The organism is Micromonospora sp. DT44 (assembly GCF_049841635.1).
In the GTDB taxonomy this organism is placed as follows: Bacteria; Actinomycetota; Actinomycetes; order Mycobacteriales; family Micromonosporaceae; genus Micromonospora.
The window spans coordinates 1-14,179 of sequence record NZ_JBNCKS010000038.1 but is presented as its reverse complement, the minus strand read 5'-3'; the positions used below and the strand labels follow the sequence as shown (position 1 = coordinate 14,179).

General features: G+C 70.3%; 14 protein-coding genes, 1 tRNA gene and 1 pseudogene. 9 read left to right on the top strand and 7 right to left on the bottom strand.

Annotated elements, in window-relative coordinates:
* The first annotated feature begins 53 nt into the window (after window positions 1–53).
* Window positions 54–632 carry a GNAT family N-acetyltransferase gene (locus tag ACLQ25_RS21525; RefSeq protein WP_425732599.1) on the top strand — a complete coding sequence of 193 codons (579 nt, stop codon included), beginning with the start codon at window positions 54–56 and terminating at the stop codon, window positions 630–632.
* Here ACLQ25_RS21525 and ACLQ25_RS21520 read toward each other — a convergent pair.
* Window positions 599–1,144, bottom strand: coding sequence for a CGNR zinc finger domain-containing protein (locus tag ACLQ25_RS21520; RefSeq protein WP_425732598.1), 546 nt, complete (start codon window positions 1,142–1,144; stop codon window positions 599–601). The two genes, ACLQ25_RS21525 and ACLQ25_RS21520, sit on opposite strands and share 34 nt — an antisense overlap.
* An 86-nt stretch (window positions 1,145–1,230) precedes the next feature.
* Here ACLQ25_RS21520 and ACLQ25_RS21515 point away from each other — a divergent pair, with 86 nt between their 5' ends.
* The 3 genes from ACLQ25_RS21515 to ACLQ25_RS21505 all read left to right on the top strand — a co-directional run bounded on the left by ACLQ25_RS21515 (window position 1,231) and on the right by ACLQ25_RS21505 (window position 4,708).
* Window positions 1,231–2,187 (top strand): EamA family transporter, encoded by a 957-nt coding sequence (locus ACLQ25_RS21515; RefSeq protein ID WP_425732597.1) that lies wholly within the window; start codon window positions 1,231–1,233, stop codon window positions 2,185–2,187.
* A 13-nt stretch (window positions 2,188–2,200) separates the two neighbouring features.
* Window positions 2,201–2,944 carry an HAD family hydrolase gene (locus ACLQ25_RS21510; protein ID WP_425732596.1) on the top strand — a complete coding sequence of 248 codons (744 nt, stop codon included), beginning with the start codon at window positions 2,201–2,203 and terminating at the stop codon, window positions 2,942–2,944.
* Between the two features lie 75 nt (window positions 2,945–3,019).
* Window positions 3,020–4,708, top strand: a complete 1,689-nt coding sequence (locus ACLQ25_RS21505; protein ID WP_425732595.1) for a S8 family serine peptidase — start codon at window positions 3,020–3,022, stop codon at window positions 4,706–4,708.
* Between the two features lie 224 nt (window positions 4,709–4,932).
* Here ACLQ25_RS21505 and ACLQ25_RS21500 read toward each other — a convergent pair whose 3' ends face one another.
* Entirely contained in the window at window positions 4,933–5,949 is a 1,017-nt protein-coding gene (locus ACLQ25_RS21500; protein ID WP_425732594.1) for a hypothetical protein, read from the bottom strand.
* Between the two features lie 193 nt (window positions 5,950–6,142).
* Window positions 6,143–6,808, bottom strand: coding sequence for an IclR family transcriptional regulator (locus ACLQ25_RS21495; protein WP_425732659.1), 666 nt, complete (start codon window positions 6,806–6,808; stop codon window positions 6,143–6,145).
* A gap of 54 nt (window positions 6,809–6,862) precedes the next feature.
* Here ACLQ25_RS21495 and cysS point away from each other — a divergent pair, with 54 nt between their 5' ends.
* Together cysS and rlmB are read left to right on the top strand one after the other, a co-directional pair.
* A complete protein-coding gene (gene cysS, locus ACLQ25_RS21490; RefSeq protein WP_425732593.1) occupies window positions 6,863–8,278 on the top strand; it encodes a cysteine--tRNA ligase in 1,416 nt (471 codons plus the stop codon).
* Window positions 8,278–9,408, top strand: coding sequence for a 23S rRNA (guanosine(2251)-2'-O)-methyltransferase RlmB (gene rlmB / locus ACLQ25_RS21485; RefSeq protein WP_425732592.1), 1,131 nt, complete (start codon window positions 8,278–8,280; stop codon window positions 9,406–9,408). The genes cysS and rlmB overlap by 1 nt, the downstream gene beginning before the upstream one ends.
* A 50-nt stretch (window positions 9,409–9,458) precedes the next feature.
* Here the strand turns inward: rlmB and ACLQ25_RS21480 are convergent, their stop codons facing one another.
* On the bottom strand, window positions 9,459–10,028 hold the full coding sequence (locus ACLQ25_RS21480; RefSeq protein WP_425732591.1) for a hypothetical protein: 570 nt from the start codon (window positions 10,026–10,028) through the stop codon (window positions 9,459–9,461).
* Between the two features lie 170 nt (window positions 10,029–10,198).
* Window positions 10,199–11,290, bottom strand: a complete 1,092-nt coding sequence (locus ACLQ25_RS21475; RefSeq protein ID WP_425732590.1) for an ABC transporter ATP-binding protein — start codon at window positions 11,288–11,290, stop codon at window positions 10,199–10,201.
* 340 nt (window positions 11,291–11,630) lie between these two features.
* Between ACLQ25_RS21475 and ACLQ25_RS21470 the strand changes: the two genes are divergently transcribed.
* Window positions 11,631–11,707, top strand: a tRNA-Thr gene (locus ACLQ25_RS21470).
* Between the two features lie 77 nt (window positions 11,708–11,784).
* Here ACLQ25_RS21470 and ACLQ25_RS21465 read toward each other — a convergent pair.
* Entirely contained in the window at window positions 11,785–12,225 is a 441-nt protein-coding gene (locus ACLQ25_RS21465) for a hypothetical protein (protein WP_425732589.1), read from the bottom strand.
* Between the two features lie 655 nt (window positions 12,226–12,880).
* Between ACLQ25_RS21465 and ACLQ25_RS21460 the strand changes: the two genes are divergently transcribed.
* Entirely contained in the window at window positions 12,881–13,189 is a 309-nt protein-coding gene (locus tag ACLQ25_RS21460) for a hypothetical protein (protein WP_425732588.1), read from the top strand.
* A gap of 22 nt (window positions 13,190–13,211) precedes the next feature.
* Here ACLQ25_RS21460 and ACLQ25_RS21455 read toward each other — a convergent pair whose 3' ends face one another.
* On the bottom strand, window positions 13,212–13,727 hold the full coding sequence (locus ACLQ25_RS21455) for a hypothetical protein (protein ID WP_425732587.1): 516 nt from the start codon (window positions 13,725–13,727) through the stop codon (window positions 13,212–13,214).
* A 236-nt stretch (window positions 13,728–13,963) separates the two neighbouring features.
* Between ACLQ25_RS21455 and ACLQ25_RS21450 the strand changes: the two are divergent.
* A pseudogene (locus ACLQ25_RS21450) lies at window positions 13,964–14,071 on the top strand (IS982 family transposase); the annotation flags it as partial.
* Between the last annotated feature and the right edge of the window lie 108 nt (window positions 14,072–14,179).

Below are 14,179 nucleotides of genomic sequence, written 5' to 3'. Positions count from 1 at the left end.
TCTTGCGGGTAATCGGCTCGACGGTGTCCCGCGGCGGCGCGATGATCCGGTCCATGGGTGGACAACCTCCGTCGACCGAGCGGCTGCGGATGCGCCGGTTGACCAGGGCCGACGTGGACGCGCTCGTCGAGCTGGACGGCGATCCCGAGGTGATGCGGTTCCTCACCGGTGGCGTCGCCACGCCGCTCGCCACCGTGCGGGACGAGCAGTTGCCGAGGCTGCTCGCCCAGTACGAACAGCATCCGGGCCTGGGGCGTTGGGCGGCGCTCGACCGGGCGTCCGGTGAGTTCCTGGGGTGGTTCGCGCTCGACCCGTCGGCGGGCGGCACCGAGGCCGAGTTGGGCTACCGGCTGCGCCGCGCGACGTGGGGGCGCGGCCTGGCGACGGAGGGGTCCCGGGCGCTGGTCCGGTACGCGCTCGACGTGGTGGGCGTGCGCCGCGTGTGGGCGCAGACGATGGCGGTCAACGAGCGGTCCCGCCGGGTGATGGAGAGGGCGGGGCTGCGGTACGTGCGGACGTTCCACCTGGACTTCGACGACCCGATCCCGGGGACCGAGCAGGGTGAGGTGGAGTACGAGCTGCTGGCCGCCGACGTCGCTCAGGACCGGCCGGCGGCCTTGCGGGCCCGGTAGGCGGTCACGGCCGCGCGGTTGCCGCAACCGGCCTCGCAGAACCGTCGCGACCGGTTGCGGGACAGGTCGACGACGACGTTGTCGCAGTCCGGGTGCTCGCAGATGCGCAGCCGGCTCAGCTCGCCGGTCCGGACCAGGTCGGCGATCGCCATGGCCGCCTCCACCGCCATGCGGGTGGCCAGCGGCGCGTCGCGGGGCACGGCGTGCAGGTGGTACGGCTCGTCGTCGTGCTCGATGAGCTGCGGCAGCGCCCGGTGTTCGCGGAGCAGGCCGTTGATGATGTCGACGACCTCGGGCGGTTCGGCGTCCCAGATGCGGCGCAGGCGGGGGCGCAACTGTCGTACGGCGCGTAGTTCGGCGTCGGTGTGCTCGTGCCGCCCGCTGTAGGTGTGCCGGACGAAGAACGCGTCCAGCGCGGCGACGTCGGGCAGCAGCTCACCGTCGCGGCCTCCGGTGTTGACCAGCGCGGTGGCGGCGATCAGCGAGCATTCGGTGTCATGAGCGAATAGCAACTTGACTCCTGTCACGATGGCCGCCTAGCGTCATGGGCGCAAGGATAGTTTGCCCATGACACCTGTGTCCCAGCGAGGAGCGCGAGATGCCGCAACGACCCGCCGTCGGCGCCGCGCTGGCGCTGCTCTCCGCCGTCACGTTCGCCACCTCGGGCACCTTCGCGCGCTCGCTCATCGACGCCGGGTGGTCGGCCGAGGCCGCGGTCATCGCCCGGGTCGGAGTGGCCGCCCTGGTGCTCGCGATCCCCGCCCTGCTGTCGTTGCGCGGCAGGTGGCACGTGCTGCGCGACAACAGCACGGCGGTCGTGATGTTCGGGCTGCTCGGTGTGGCCCTGGCGCAGGTGTGCTTCTTCAACGCCGTGCGCTACCTGCCGGTCGGCATCGCGCTCCTGCTGGAATACCTGGGCATCATCCTCGTCGTGGGCTGGATGTGGCTGCGGCACGGCCAGCGCCCCCGGCGGCTCACCGTGGCCGGCTCTGCCGCCGCGATGCTCGGGTTGGCGTTCGTCCTGGACCTCACCGGCAACGCCGGCTTCGACCCGGTCGGCGTGGTGTGGGGGCTGGGCGCCGCGTTCGGCCTGGCCGGCTACTTCGTACTCGCCGGCCGGGTCGACCCCCGCCTGCCGTCGGTCGCCATGGCCAGCGGCGGGATGGCCGTCGGCGCGGCCGTGCTGCTGCTCATCGGGGTGACCGGGCTGCTGCCGCTGCGTGCCACTTTCGGCGAGGTCACCTTCGCCGGGCAGCGCACCACCTGGCTGCTGCCCATCGTCGGGCTCACCCTCGTCGCCGCCGTGATCGCGTACCTGGCCGGCATCGCCGGCAACCGGATCCTCGGCCCCCGGCTGTCGTCGTTCGTCGGGCTGACCGAGGTGCTGTTCGCCGTGCTCATCGCCTGGCTGTTCCTCGACGAACTCCCGACCGCCTGGCAACTCCTCGGTGGCCTGCTGATCGTCGCCGGGGTCGCCCTGGTACGCCTCGACGAGCTGCGCGGCGTGCCCGCGCCCGCCGGGCCCGAGCCCGCGCTGGCGGCCGGCACCCGGTGAGACAGTGGCGGACGTGCTGACCACTGTGGTGTTCGACGCCGACGAGACCCTGCTCGACCTGCGGCCGGCGGTGACCGGCGGGCTGGTGGCCGTCCTCGACGAGATGCGGCGTCGCACACCCGACGCCGCCGGCGTGACGCTCGCCGAGTTGGAGTCCGACTGGGGAGCGGTCTTCGGTGAGCTGAGCGCCGCCCCGGTCATGGAGATCCGCCGCGCCGCGCTGGCCCGGTCGCTGGCCCGCGCCGGCCTCGGCGATCACCTCGACGAGATCGCCGACCTCTTCTTCGCCCGCCGGTTCGCCCTCACCCGGCCGTTCCCGGACGTCCCACCGGCGCTGGTGGCGCTGCGCCGCCGGTACACGCTGGGCTTCGCCACGAACGGCAACAGCCGCGCCGAACGCTGCGGGCTCGCCGGCGAGTTCGCCTTCGAGGTGTACGCGCACGAGAACGGCCTGCCCAAGAAGCCCGCCCCGGAGTTCTACGCGGCGGTGGTCGAGGTTGCCGGGGTGCCCGCTGAGCAGATCGTGTACGTCGGCGACTCGTGGGAGCACGACGTGGTGGCGCCCCGGCGGGCCGGTCTGCGTTCGGTGTGGCTGAACCGGCACGGGCTGCCCCGCCCGGCCGGTCTCATCCCCGACGCGGAGGTGTCCACCCTGGCCGAACTGCCGACGGTCCTGTCGGATCTGCCGGCAGCATCGTCCGACCGGGTGGATCTGGGCATCGGCCTGGGCCGAGGATGGACAGATTCACCGGCATAACGGACGTTGATCTGGCGGGAACCCGTCGAGTGTTGTGTGATGACGCCACGTCCCTCAACGAGAGGATTCGATGTGGTGAGCAAGCGCTTCACTGTCGGTGCCGTCGCGACCGCAGCGGTACTGGCACTTACGGCAGCGGGCCTGGGTGTACCGGCCAGCGCCGCGCCGAGCACGTCCCGCACCTTCACGGTGGTCGCCGAGGACGGGGTGGCCGCCGACACGGCGGTCGCCGCCATCCGGGCCGCCGGTGGCACGGTGGTGTCCTCGTCCGACGAGGTCGGCATGTTCCAGGTCACCAGTGACCGGGCTGACTTCGCGGCCCGGGCCGCCGCCGCGCCGACCCTGGTCGGCGCCGCCGAGCAGAAGGCCATCGGCCGCAAGCCGAAGCTGGACCGGGTCGAGCAGGAGAACCTGACGGCTGCCACCAAGGCCGTCGCCGGCGCTGCCGCCCGACGCGGGACCAAGATGGACCCGCTCGACGACAAGCTCTGGGGCCTGGAGATGATCCGGGCCGACAAGGCCCGCAAGATCGAGCCCGGTGACCGTCGGGTGACCGTCGGCGTGCTGGACACCGGCGTCGACGCCAGCAACCCGGACATCGCGCCCAACTTCAACTGGGCGTTGTCGCGCAACTTCGCACCCGACGTGATCGACGTGGACGGCCCCTGCGAGGTGCCGAGCTGCCTCGACCCGGTCGGCACCGACGACGGCGGGCACGGCACCCACGTGGCCGGCACCATCGGCGCCGCCGCCAATGGCTTCGGCCTCTCCGGTGTCGCCCCGAACGTGTCGCTGGTCGAGCTCAAGGGTGGCCAGGACTCCGGCTACTTCTTCCTCGACCCGGTCGTCAACGCCCTGGTCTACGCCGGCCGCAACGGGATCGACGTGGTCAACATGTCGTTCTACGTCGACCCGTGGCTCTACAACTGCACCGCCAACCCGGCCGACTCGCCCGAGGCGCAGGCCGAGCAGCGGGCCATCATCAAGGCCATGAAGCGGGCGCTGGTCTTCGCCCACAACAAGGGCGTCACCCTGGTCGGCGCGCTCGGCAACAACCACGAGGACCTGGGCGCTCCCCGTACCGACACGTCCAGCCCGGACTACGGCGCCGACCCGTACCCGCGCCCGATCGACAACAACAGCTGCTGGGACCTGCCCACCGAGGGCCCGCACGTGATCGGCGTGTCGTCGGTCGGCCCGTCCGGCAAGAAGGCCGACTACTCCAACTACGGCACCGAGCAGATTTCGATCGCCGCGCCGGGCGGCTGGTTCCGCGACGGCTTCGGCACGGACACCTACCGCGCCGACGCCAACATGATCCTGTCGTCCTACCCGAAGCACGTGCTCCAGGAGGAGGGCTCGGTCGACGCCGACGGCAACATCGTCGCCGGGTTCGAGGAGTCCGTCTTCAAGCAGTGCAAGCGCAACGGTGAGTGCGGCTACTACACCTACCTCCAGGGCACCTCGATGGCGTCCCCGCACGCCGCCGGTGTGGCCGCGCTGATCGTCAGCCGGTACGGCAAGCCGCAGGGCCGAGGTGGCTTCGGCATGTCCCCGGACCAGGTGGAGCAGCACCTCTACCGCACGGCGGCCGAGCACGCCTGCCCGGAGCCGCGCCTTCAGCAGTACCGCAACGAGGGCCGTGACGAGACCTTCGACGCGTACTGCGCCGGTGGGCTCAACTTCAACGGCTTCTACGGGTACGGGATCATCGACGCCTACGCGGCGGTGAAGACCCCGCTCAAGCTCAACGCCCGCCCGTAACGCCCGCCCGTAACGCACCGCCCGCAGGGCCCGGTCGACACTCGTCGGCCGGGCCCTGCCGCGTCCGGCGCCCGGCCTCTCCGGGCGGATGGGCGCGATGATCGACTCGGTTTCTTGCAAGGCGGGGTGTCGCGGCGCCCCGGACAGCCCGGTTTCCAGGAAGCCGAGTCGATCACGGGCATTCGCCGCCGGGGCGCGGGCGATCGCCGCCGCGGCGCGGGCGCTCATCGTCGCCAGCCGCGGGCGTTCAGGGCGGCGCGCACCTCGCGCAGCACCGCCGGGAACTCGGCGTGCATCCGTCGACTGGTCACGTGGAGCACCAGCCAACCCGCGCCCACCAGCAGGTTGAGCCGTCGGCGGTCACGGTGCAACTGGTCGATGTCGGAGTGCCACTTCCCGTCGTACTCGACCGCCACCCGGTAGGTGGGCCACGCCAGGTCGGGGTGCAGGACCACTCCGTTGGGCAGGCGTACCGGATGTTGGACGACGGGGCATGGCAGGCCGTCCAGCACCAACCGCGCCCGTAGCTGTGACTCCGGCGGCGACTGGGCCCGACCGTCGGCCAGGTCGAAGAGCCAGTCCGCCCGGCGAGCCCCGGGTCGGTCCGTGTTGAGGGCTGCCTCCTTGGCCAGCGCGGCGCTGTCGGTCAGTCCCCGCCCGAGCAACGTGTCGATGATGGGGAGCGCGCGGACCGGGTCGAGCCAGACCGCCGTCTCCCAGGCGCACCGCGCGGGACTCGAGCAGGGCAGTGGGCCGCGCGCCAGGCGTTCCGGTCCCGGTGGGCGGGTCGCGCCGGTCGGGCGTCTCGCTTTCGAGGGACCGGTCGCCGGCGGATAGGGGGCCGCCCGTTCAGGCATCGGACCGCTTACGCGCGGGCCGGTGGCGGCGTGTTCGGACGTGGTGTGGGCATGCACCCGAAGGCCGCGTTGAGCGCCGACCCGCAACGGTCGGGGCGCGAGGATGTGCACGTCGTCGGTGAACGCGGCGGCGTGCTCGACGCCGTGCAGGAAGGCGGCCGACGGACCACCCACGACCACCCCGGGCGGCAGCCGCAGGAGCGCGGCGCGGCAGGCCAGGGCGTGGTCCCTGCCCAGCCGGGCGTCGGCGTAGATGTCGTGGCGAAGTCGTACCCAGGCGCTGCTGCGTAGCTGGTGCTCGGTGAGCAGGCCATCCCGGACGACGTCGGAGCCGCGGAAAACCTGCCAGGTCAGGGCGTCGGGTCGGTACGGACGTGGTGGCATGCCGAGCAGCGTGCTGCCGGTCGCCACCCGCCCGAAACCCCTGTGGACAACCCCGCCAAGGGCCACGCGAGTGCCTGTGGACAACCACGAATCGCCTCGAAGATCTTGCTATGGGTGGGCGGGGTCCTGGAAGTCGGGGCGTCGCGGTTGCCCGGACAGCCCGACTTCAACAAACCCGGGGTGGATCAAGGGGTCAGCAGAGAATGGCCGCCACCGCCGTCGCGGCGGCCTGCACCTGGGGGCCGACCAGGGCGACGTCCAGCGGGGCGAGCGCGACCACGCCGACGCTGGCCTCCAGGCCCGGTACGCCGAGCACCGGCGCGGCCACCCCGTACGCCCCGGATTCCAACTCGCCGCTGCTGCTCACCGGGTCGGCCGTGCCGCTCCGGCCGGCCAGGATGGCCCGACCCGCCGCGCCCCGGTCCAGGGGGTGTCGCGCCCCCGTTCGGTAAGCGACGTGGAACGACGTCCAACTCGGCTCGACCACCGCCAGGGCGACACCCTCACCGCCGTCCACCACGGTCAGGTGGGCGGTCGCGCCGGCCTGTTCGGCGAGTCGGCGCAGCGCCGGCAACGCTCCCTCGGCGAGCAGCGGCTGGGCGCGTCGGGCCAGGTGCAGCACGCCCGCGCCGATCCGGAGTCGGCCATCGCTGCCCCGGCGCAGCATGCCGTGCCCGGTCAGCGGGCCGACCAGCCGGTAGACGGCCGCCCGGCCAACGCCGAGTCGGTTCGCCGCCTCGCTGACGGTCAGCCCGGCCGGCGTATCGGCCACCAGGTGCAGAAGCCGTAGACCCCGGTCGAGCGTCTGGGACGTCTCCCCGGTCCGGTTGGACCCTGCCGTCGCATCCACAGCACGCAGCGTACGACCCGGCACCGGCGGACCCGGACAGGCGCGGACGGCTACCCTTGTACGGTGACGCTACGCCTGTATGACACCGCCACCCGATCGGTGCGGGACTTCGTCCCGCGGGAAGCCGGCAAGGTGGGGGTCTACCTGTGTGGTCTCACCCTCCAGGCACCGCCGCACATCGGCCACCTTCGCTCCGGCGTCAACTACGACGTGCTGCGCCGCTGGTTGCTCGCTGCCGGCTACGAGGTCACGTTCATCCGCAACCTGACCGACATCGACGACAAGATCCTCGTCAAGGCGGGTGAGCAGGGTCGGCCGTTCTGGTCGATCGCGTACGCCAACGAGTTGATCCTCGCCGAGTCGTACCGGGCGTTGAACGTGCTGTCGCCCACCTACGAGCCGCGCGCCACCGGGCACATCCCGGAGATGCACGAGCTGATCACCAAGCTGATCACGGACGGGCACGCGTACCCGGCCACCGACGGCTCCGGCGACGTCTACTTCGATGTGGCGTCCTGGCCGGCGTACGGGTCGCTGTCGGGCCAGTCGCCGGACGCGATGCAGTCGGCCGGCGACGCGCCGGACCGGGGTAAGCGGGATCCGCGCGACTTCGCCCTCTGGAAGGGCGCCAAGCCGGACGAGCCGGCGGACGCGTACTGGCCGTCTCCGTGGGGGCTGGGCCGCCCGGGCTGGCACATCGAGTGCTCGGCGATGTGCTGGCGCTACCTGGGCCCGGAGTTCGACATCCACGGCGGTGGTCTGGACCTGACGTTCCCGCACCACGAGAACGAGATCGCCCAGTCCCAGGCGGCCGGGCTGCCGTTCGCCCGCTACTGGGTGCACCACGGCCTGCTCAGCATCGGCGGGGCCAAGATGGGCAAGTCGGCGGGTAACGCCCTGGGCCTCGCGTACGTCGACTCGCTCGGCGTGCGGCCGGTGGAGCTGCGCTACTACTACGCCACCGCGCACTACCGCTCGGTGATCGACTACTCGGAGGACTCGCTGCGCGAGGCGGCCACCGCGTACCGCCGGATCGAGGGTTTCGTCCAGCGGGCCGTCGAGCGGGTGGGCGCCGGGCAGCTCGGCGAACTGCCGGCCGGTTTCGTCGCGGCGATGGACGACGACCTCAACACGTCCGCCGCGCTGGCCGTGCTGCAACAGCACCTTCGGGACGGCAACACCGCGCTGAGCGCCGGCGACGATGTGACTGTCCGCACCACCCTGGCCGTCGTACGCGCGATGCTGGATATCCTCGGCATCGACCCCCTCGACGAGGCGTGGACCGGCGGCGGTCGTTCGGACGATCTGCGCGCCGTGGTGGACTCCCTGATCGCGCTGGCCCTGGAGCAGCGCGCGCAGGCCCGGGGCCGCAAGGACTGGGCTGCCGCGGACGCGGTACGTGACCAGCTCAAGCTGGCCGGCGTGGTGGTCGAGGACACCCCCCAGGGCCCCCGTTGGACTATTGGAGAGCAGGACTGATGGCCGGCAACTCGCAGCGCCGTGGCCGGCGACTGACGTCGAAGGCAGGCGCCCCCAAGGGCACCGGCGGCAAGAACAAGGACTCCCTCGCCGGGCGGGGTCGCACCCTTCCCGCTGACGAGCGGCCGTGGCACAAGGGCTACTCGGGCACCGAGAAGCTGCCGCAGCGCACCGCCTGGAAGCAGGACAAGGAGCGCCGGGTGGCGGCCGAGGAGGGGCGTGCCCCGAAGATCGGTCAGCCGGGCAGCAAGGACACCACCTGGGGCAAGGGTGGCGGTCGGGGCGTACCGGTCGGTCGTGCCGCGACCGGCGGTCGGGGTGGCAAGCCCACCTCGCGGTCCGGTCCCCGGGTCTCCCCGGGGCGCAAGTCCAACCCGTCCAAGGACTCCCCGGAGCTGTTGGTCGGGCGCAACCCGGTGCTGGAGGCGCTGCGCGCCCAGGTGCCGGCGACGGCGCTCTACACGGCCCAGGGCATCGACGTGGACGAGCGGACCAAGGAGATCATCCGGACCGCCGCCGACCGGGGCATCGCCAACCTGGAGATCAGCCGGGCCGAACTGGACCGGATGACCGGTGGGGTGCTGCACCAGGGCGTCGGGTTGCAGGTGCCGCCGTTCGCGTACCAGCCCTTCGAGGACATGGTGGCCGCGTCGCTGGAGCAGCAGGCCCCGCTGCTGGTCGCGCTGGACGGGGTCACCGACCCGCGCAACCTGGGTGCCGTGATCCGGTCGGCCGCGGCGTTCGGCGCGCAGGGTGTCTTCGTACCCGAGCGTCGTGCCGCCGGGATCACCGCGACCGCCTGGCGGACCAGTGCCGGCGCGGCCGCGCGGGTGCCGGTGGCCCAGGTCACCAACCTGACCCGGTCGCTGAAGGCCTGCCGGGACGCCGGTTTCATGGTGGTCGGCCTGGACGCCGACGGCGACACCGACCTGTACGACCTGGAGGCCGCCGTCGGCCCGCTGGTGGTGGTCGTCGGTTCCGAGGGACGCGGGTTGTCCCGGCTGGTCGGGGAGACCTGCGACCTGACCGTCAGCATCCCGATGATCTCCGAGGTGGAGTCGCTCAACGCGAGCGTGGCCGCCGCGGTCACCCTGGCCGAGGTCGCCCGCCGCCGCTCGGTCGAGCTGTAACGACGTCGACGAGGCCCCCTACCGCTCGAAAGCGGTAGGGGGCCTCGCCGTCAGATCTGGTGGAGCCAGGCGACGAAGAAGACCGCACCGGCCACCGCCATCAGCAGCGTGGCCGGCAGCAGCCGGGCCGGACCCCGCTCCCCGTCGAGGCGTCGGGTCAGTCGTTGGTGCACGGCGGCGATGCCGATGAGCGCGGCCAGCCCGCCGGCCGCCATTGGCAGGCCGATGAGGAAGTGCGCCAGCCACGCGCCGGCCCGGCTCGGACCGCCCCAGGAGTGGTCGTACGGGCCGGGATCGACCACCCGATACAGGACGCCGCGCAACACCATCAACACCTCGACGCCGATCGGCAGCAGGGCCACGAGGCCGAGCAGCAGGCTGAGCAGCGCGTGACCGAGCACCGCGAGCGTTCCGGGTCGCCGGCCGGGCACGGCCGTCGGGGGTGCGCCGAGCAGGCCGGTCCGCAGGCTCCGCCACCGCGCGACAGCGGCGTCGGCCCCGCCCACCGGCGTGGCAACCAGCGTGAACAGGGCGACCGGCACCAGCGTCGCGCAGTAGGCGAGGCTGCGGCCGGCCCGGTGGATGATCTGGTTCCGGTGAACGGTGGCGGTGGCGGACACGGCGTCTCCTCGGGCTCGGTGTGCCGCGAACGCTAGGGATACGGCACACCCCGCCGCGTCACCCCGGGGAGCCACGCTCGCGCTGGCTCCCGGGGATGACGACCCCTCCCGGGTACGACGAAAGGGGCGGCCCGCCGCAGCGGACCGCCCCTCGCGTGTACGGCGTTACGTCAGATCCGGCTGCCGGTGGCGGCGTGGAAGACGTGGCTGCGACCGGCGACCGGCTTGACGAAGACGGTGTCACCCATGTTCGGCATGCTGCGCCGGTCGGTACGGACGACGAAGCGCTCCGAGTTGCCACCCAGCGCGGCGTGGCCGTAGACGTTGGCGTCCGAACCGAGGTCCTCGACCAGTTCGACCACGACCGGCATGCCGCCCTCGGTCGAGCTGACCAGCTCGCAGTCCTCCGGGCGGAAGCCCACGGTGACCTTGCCGTCGCCACCCTCGGCGCGGGCCGCCTCGACCTGCTCCCGGGTCAGCGGGATCTGCAGCTCGGCGAACTCGGCGCCCCGCTCGTTCAGCGGAACGGTCTTGATGTTCATGGCGGGAGAGCCCATGAAGCCGGCGACGAACACGTTGGCCGGGGTGTCGTAGAGCGCCCGCGGGGTGTCCACCTGCTGGAGGACACCGTCGAGCAGCACGGCGACCCGGTGGCCCATGGTCATGGCCTCGACCTGGTCGTGCGTGACGTAGACGGTGGTGACGCCCAGCTTGGCCTGGAGCGACGCGATCTGCGTACGGGTCTGGACACGCAGCTTGGCGTCGAGGTTCGACAGCGGCTCGTCCATGAGGAAGACCTGCGGCTCGCGGACGATCGCCCGGCCCATGGCGACACGCTGACGCTGACCACCGGAGAGCGCCTTCGGCTTGCGGCTGAGGTACTCCTCAAGCTGGAGCAGCCCGGCCGCCTCCTTGACCCGCCGGTCGATCTCCGACTTGGAGGTCTTGCGCAGCTTCAGGGCGAACGCCATGTTCTCGTACACCGTCATGTGCGGGTAGAGGGCGTAGTTCTGGAAGACCATCGCGATGTCGCGGGCCTTCGGGGGAAGGTGGGTGACGTCGCGCTGGTCGATGTAGATCGAGCCGGCGTCGACGTCCTCGAGACCGGCGAGCATCCGCAGGCTGGTGGACTTGCCACAACCCGACGGGCCGACCAGAACGAGGAACTCGCCGTCGCCGATCTCGAGGTTGAGCTCGTTGACGGCGGGACGCTCGGTGCCCGGGTAGATCCGGGACGCCTTGGAATAGGTGACCGTAGCCATGGTGGTGCGCTTCCTTTCACCGGCAGGAACGTGCCGGACGATCCGAGTGAAGGAGCAACCGGCACGAGCCCGTGCCGGTCAGCGGACGGCAGTCGGTCGCGAGGGCGGCCGGGCTGTCGCCCGTGTCACTGCACCGTAATTGGCTTTCCCCGCCCTGCCAAGACGAGGGACCCTCGGAAGTGACCCAATGCCTACGCATTACGGGCAGTCGGGCACGGCAAGGCATCAATCGACGTCGCGGTGCGGCGTCGCGCGTCGGGTTGTTGACGTTTCCCGTGCTCGGGAGCACTCGCGAGCGGGATATCCGGACGCCAGTCGCTATGCTGGCGTCGACACACGCGCCCCTGTAGCTCAGCTGGCCAGAGCACTCGCCTTGTAAGCGAGATGTCGCCGGTTCGATCCCGGCCGGGGGCTCCAATTCCATCAGGCGCTTCCCCGGACCGTAGGACCGGGAGCGCGGTTATGACAGCAGCCATCCCGCCCGGCGTGGTGGGTCACCTCAACCAATCGAAGCCATCACACACCTTGGGGCCACCCGTCTCCAGGCCCACAGCCAGCCACATGACGCCGGTCGTTTCGTCGGGGTAGGCCAGGGTGACCGGGAAGGTCAGGTAGGTGCCGTCGATGCCGGTGGACTCCGCCGGCTCGCCGAGGGAGAACGAGACGAACGGGCGGTGCTCTCGAAGGAACGCGGCGTAGTCCGACTCGGCGTACTCCGGTACGACGTCCGAGCAGAGCTGCTGGTAGGCCGCGCCGTAATCGGCGGCCTGAACCCGCTCCAGGTACGTGGTCAGGGCGGCCGTGGCCTTGCTCCGGTCCTGTCGTTGGTGCATCTCGCCCTGCCAGGTGAAGGCTCCGCAGCACATCAGCACGCAGGCCACTGACAGGAGGGCCAGGAGCAGGCGGCGTCGGGTGCGCCCAGCCAACAGGACCATGGGGCGGAGAGTATCGGTGGCGAGGTCAACCCGGGGGGGCACGCACCGCACCCGTGCCACGGCGTCGTCGCGCGTGGAGCAGCGGTTCAGGGGTATAGTGCCAACGCCGTTCAGTTAGGTTGGGCCTGCCCCGTTTTGACGGACATCCGAGATCAGGGGACCTGGGGTCTCCGGGAGGATGTCCAGCATCATGGAGAACGTGGGGAAGAAGCGGTCACGGCCTCGGCGGTCGTTCACGGCGCAGTTCAAGGCCGAGATCGTCGAGTTGTCACCCACCCCACCGGCACCCCAGCATCCAACGCCCGGGTGAGCATCTCCCGCGCCATCTGCACCTTCGATGTTCGCATACAGTACGGTCGGAAGGGCGTTGAGGTCAGTCGTCACGAACTGATCCTCAACGCTCTTCGTCTATCTCCGGTACCCCGGGGGCGTTACCGTAGTTAGGCCTGACCGTCTAGCGTCGGCGAGGCGAGGGATCACGGGGTGGTGCGGCGGCAGGCGGGCGAGTCGACGCCTCGGCGTTGGACCCGTCCGGCGCACCGTCCGGCGCACCGTCCGACCGGAGTGCCGCCACGTCCGCACGAGGGCCCTGAGGAGGGAACGGGGCGGCCGGACTGTGCTGCCGCAGAGCATCGGAGGCCAGAGACATCATCGCGTGACCGCCGAGACCCCTCCGCTGCAGTTCAGCCATGACGTCCTGGGCCACCCTCGCGTTGTTTGCCATGACGTCAGGGGATTGTTGACCATAGGGGCGGGCGTCGTGATAGACCCCTGCCAAGAGCAGGTCGGCCATTTTTTCAGCAAACGTCTTATTTGTTTTATTGTCCCATTCATCTCCGAGGAGCGGTTCCCCCAGGCGGCTCATGGAATCATCGTACAAATACACAAGCCTTTTAGTTCCTTTGCGCAGCTGAGCGCGATCATCGAGGTATTTGATCACGTCTTTACGCGCCTCGTCGGGTGAAGAACCCGTCAAATTTTGATTTCTAATTTTGCCGACGGCGTTTCTCCAGGTGCCTTGAAAGGAATTCGAGCGCCGCGACAGCCTTTACCGATTCCTCGCGCCAACCCTCCACGTCTTCCAATAGACTTTCCTGGTCCCAGCTGGGTCGGTGACGGCTCTTGTCGGCTCGAAGTTTCGTCTCAACCATCTTGAGGAAGAGCGCGGAAGCTTGTATCCAATCGCGAGTCTCGTTGACCCCCGCCGTCCCCTCCTCCAACTGATCCAAAGCCTCGTTCAGCGGCCTGTTGAAGAATTGCAATTGTTGCCGAACTCTTTCCGCAGATGTGCTGGGCTGCTCGCCTTCGGTGAACGTTTCGTTGGCTTTATTAACCAGGAAGCCGGCCATGAGCAACTGCTCCTTGCTGGGCAGGTACTTCCAGAGGTCAACCATTGCCTGTTGTGGGGTGACGTTGGGATTGCGGCCTCGGGTGTCGACGACATCTTCGGCCCCGTTGGGGTCGCTCCTGCTGCGCCCAGCTTGCTGGACTCCCTCTTCCACTGCCATACCTCCGGTTAGGTGTCCTGACGATGCGCAGGTAATACGGCGCGGTCGGGTGGGCGGTTCAACGATGAGGTGATCTCAACAGGAACCGATGTGTCGCTCGGGATCATCGACGTGCCCAGAGAGCTCGTGCGGTACGTGGCGCGGTTGCTGCGCGCCGAGCGTCGGGATTCGGGGTGTCGAGGGCAGCCGCCTACCGGGCAGGTGGCCAAGGCCGTCCGGGTCCTGGCGGCAAACCGATCCGGCAGCTCATCGAGTCCGTCAACGACACGCTCAAGGGCCAACCCGACCTCGAACTACACCGCGGACGCAACATCGAAGGCATCGCCGCACGCGTCGCGTAACGCCTCCTCGCAGCGACCTACTGAACAAACCTAGATGATCGATTCCAAGGGATGTGGGACCGCAAGTAGACGCGAGGGCGTCCATGATCGGCGTTGTCTAGGCAA

Bases quoted from the DNA above. Each gene is read 5' to 3' on its own strand.
- ACLQ25_RS21515 (WP_425732597.1), top strand. From the start codon at position 1,231: ATGCCGCAACGACCCGCCGTCGGCGCCGCGCTGGCGCTGCTCTCCGCC.
- ACLQ25_RS21500 (WP_425732594.1), bottom strand. From the start codon at position 5,949: ATGCCACCACGTCCGTACCGACCCGACGCCCTGACCTGGCAGGTTTTC.
- ACLQ25_RS21465 (WP_425732589.1), bottom strand. From the start codon at position 12,225: ATGGTCCTGTTGGCTGGGCGCACCCGACGCCGCCTGCTCCTGGCCCTC.
- ACLQ25_RS21475 (WP_425732590.1), bottom strand. From the start codon at position 11,290: ATGGCTACGGTCACCTATTCCAAGGCGTCCCGGATCTACCCGGGCACC.
- ACLQ25_RS21525 (WP_425732599.1), top strand. From the start codon at position 54: ATGGGTGGACAACCTCCGTCGACCGAGCGGCTGCGGATGCGCCGGTTG.
- rlmB (WP_425732592.1), top strand. From the start codon at position 8,278: ATGGCCGGCAACTCGCAGCGCCGTGGCCGGCGACTGACGTCGAAGGCA.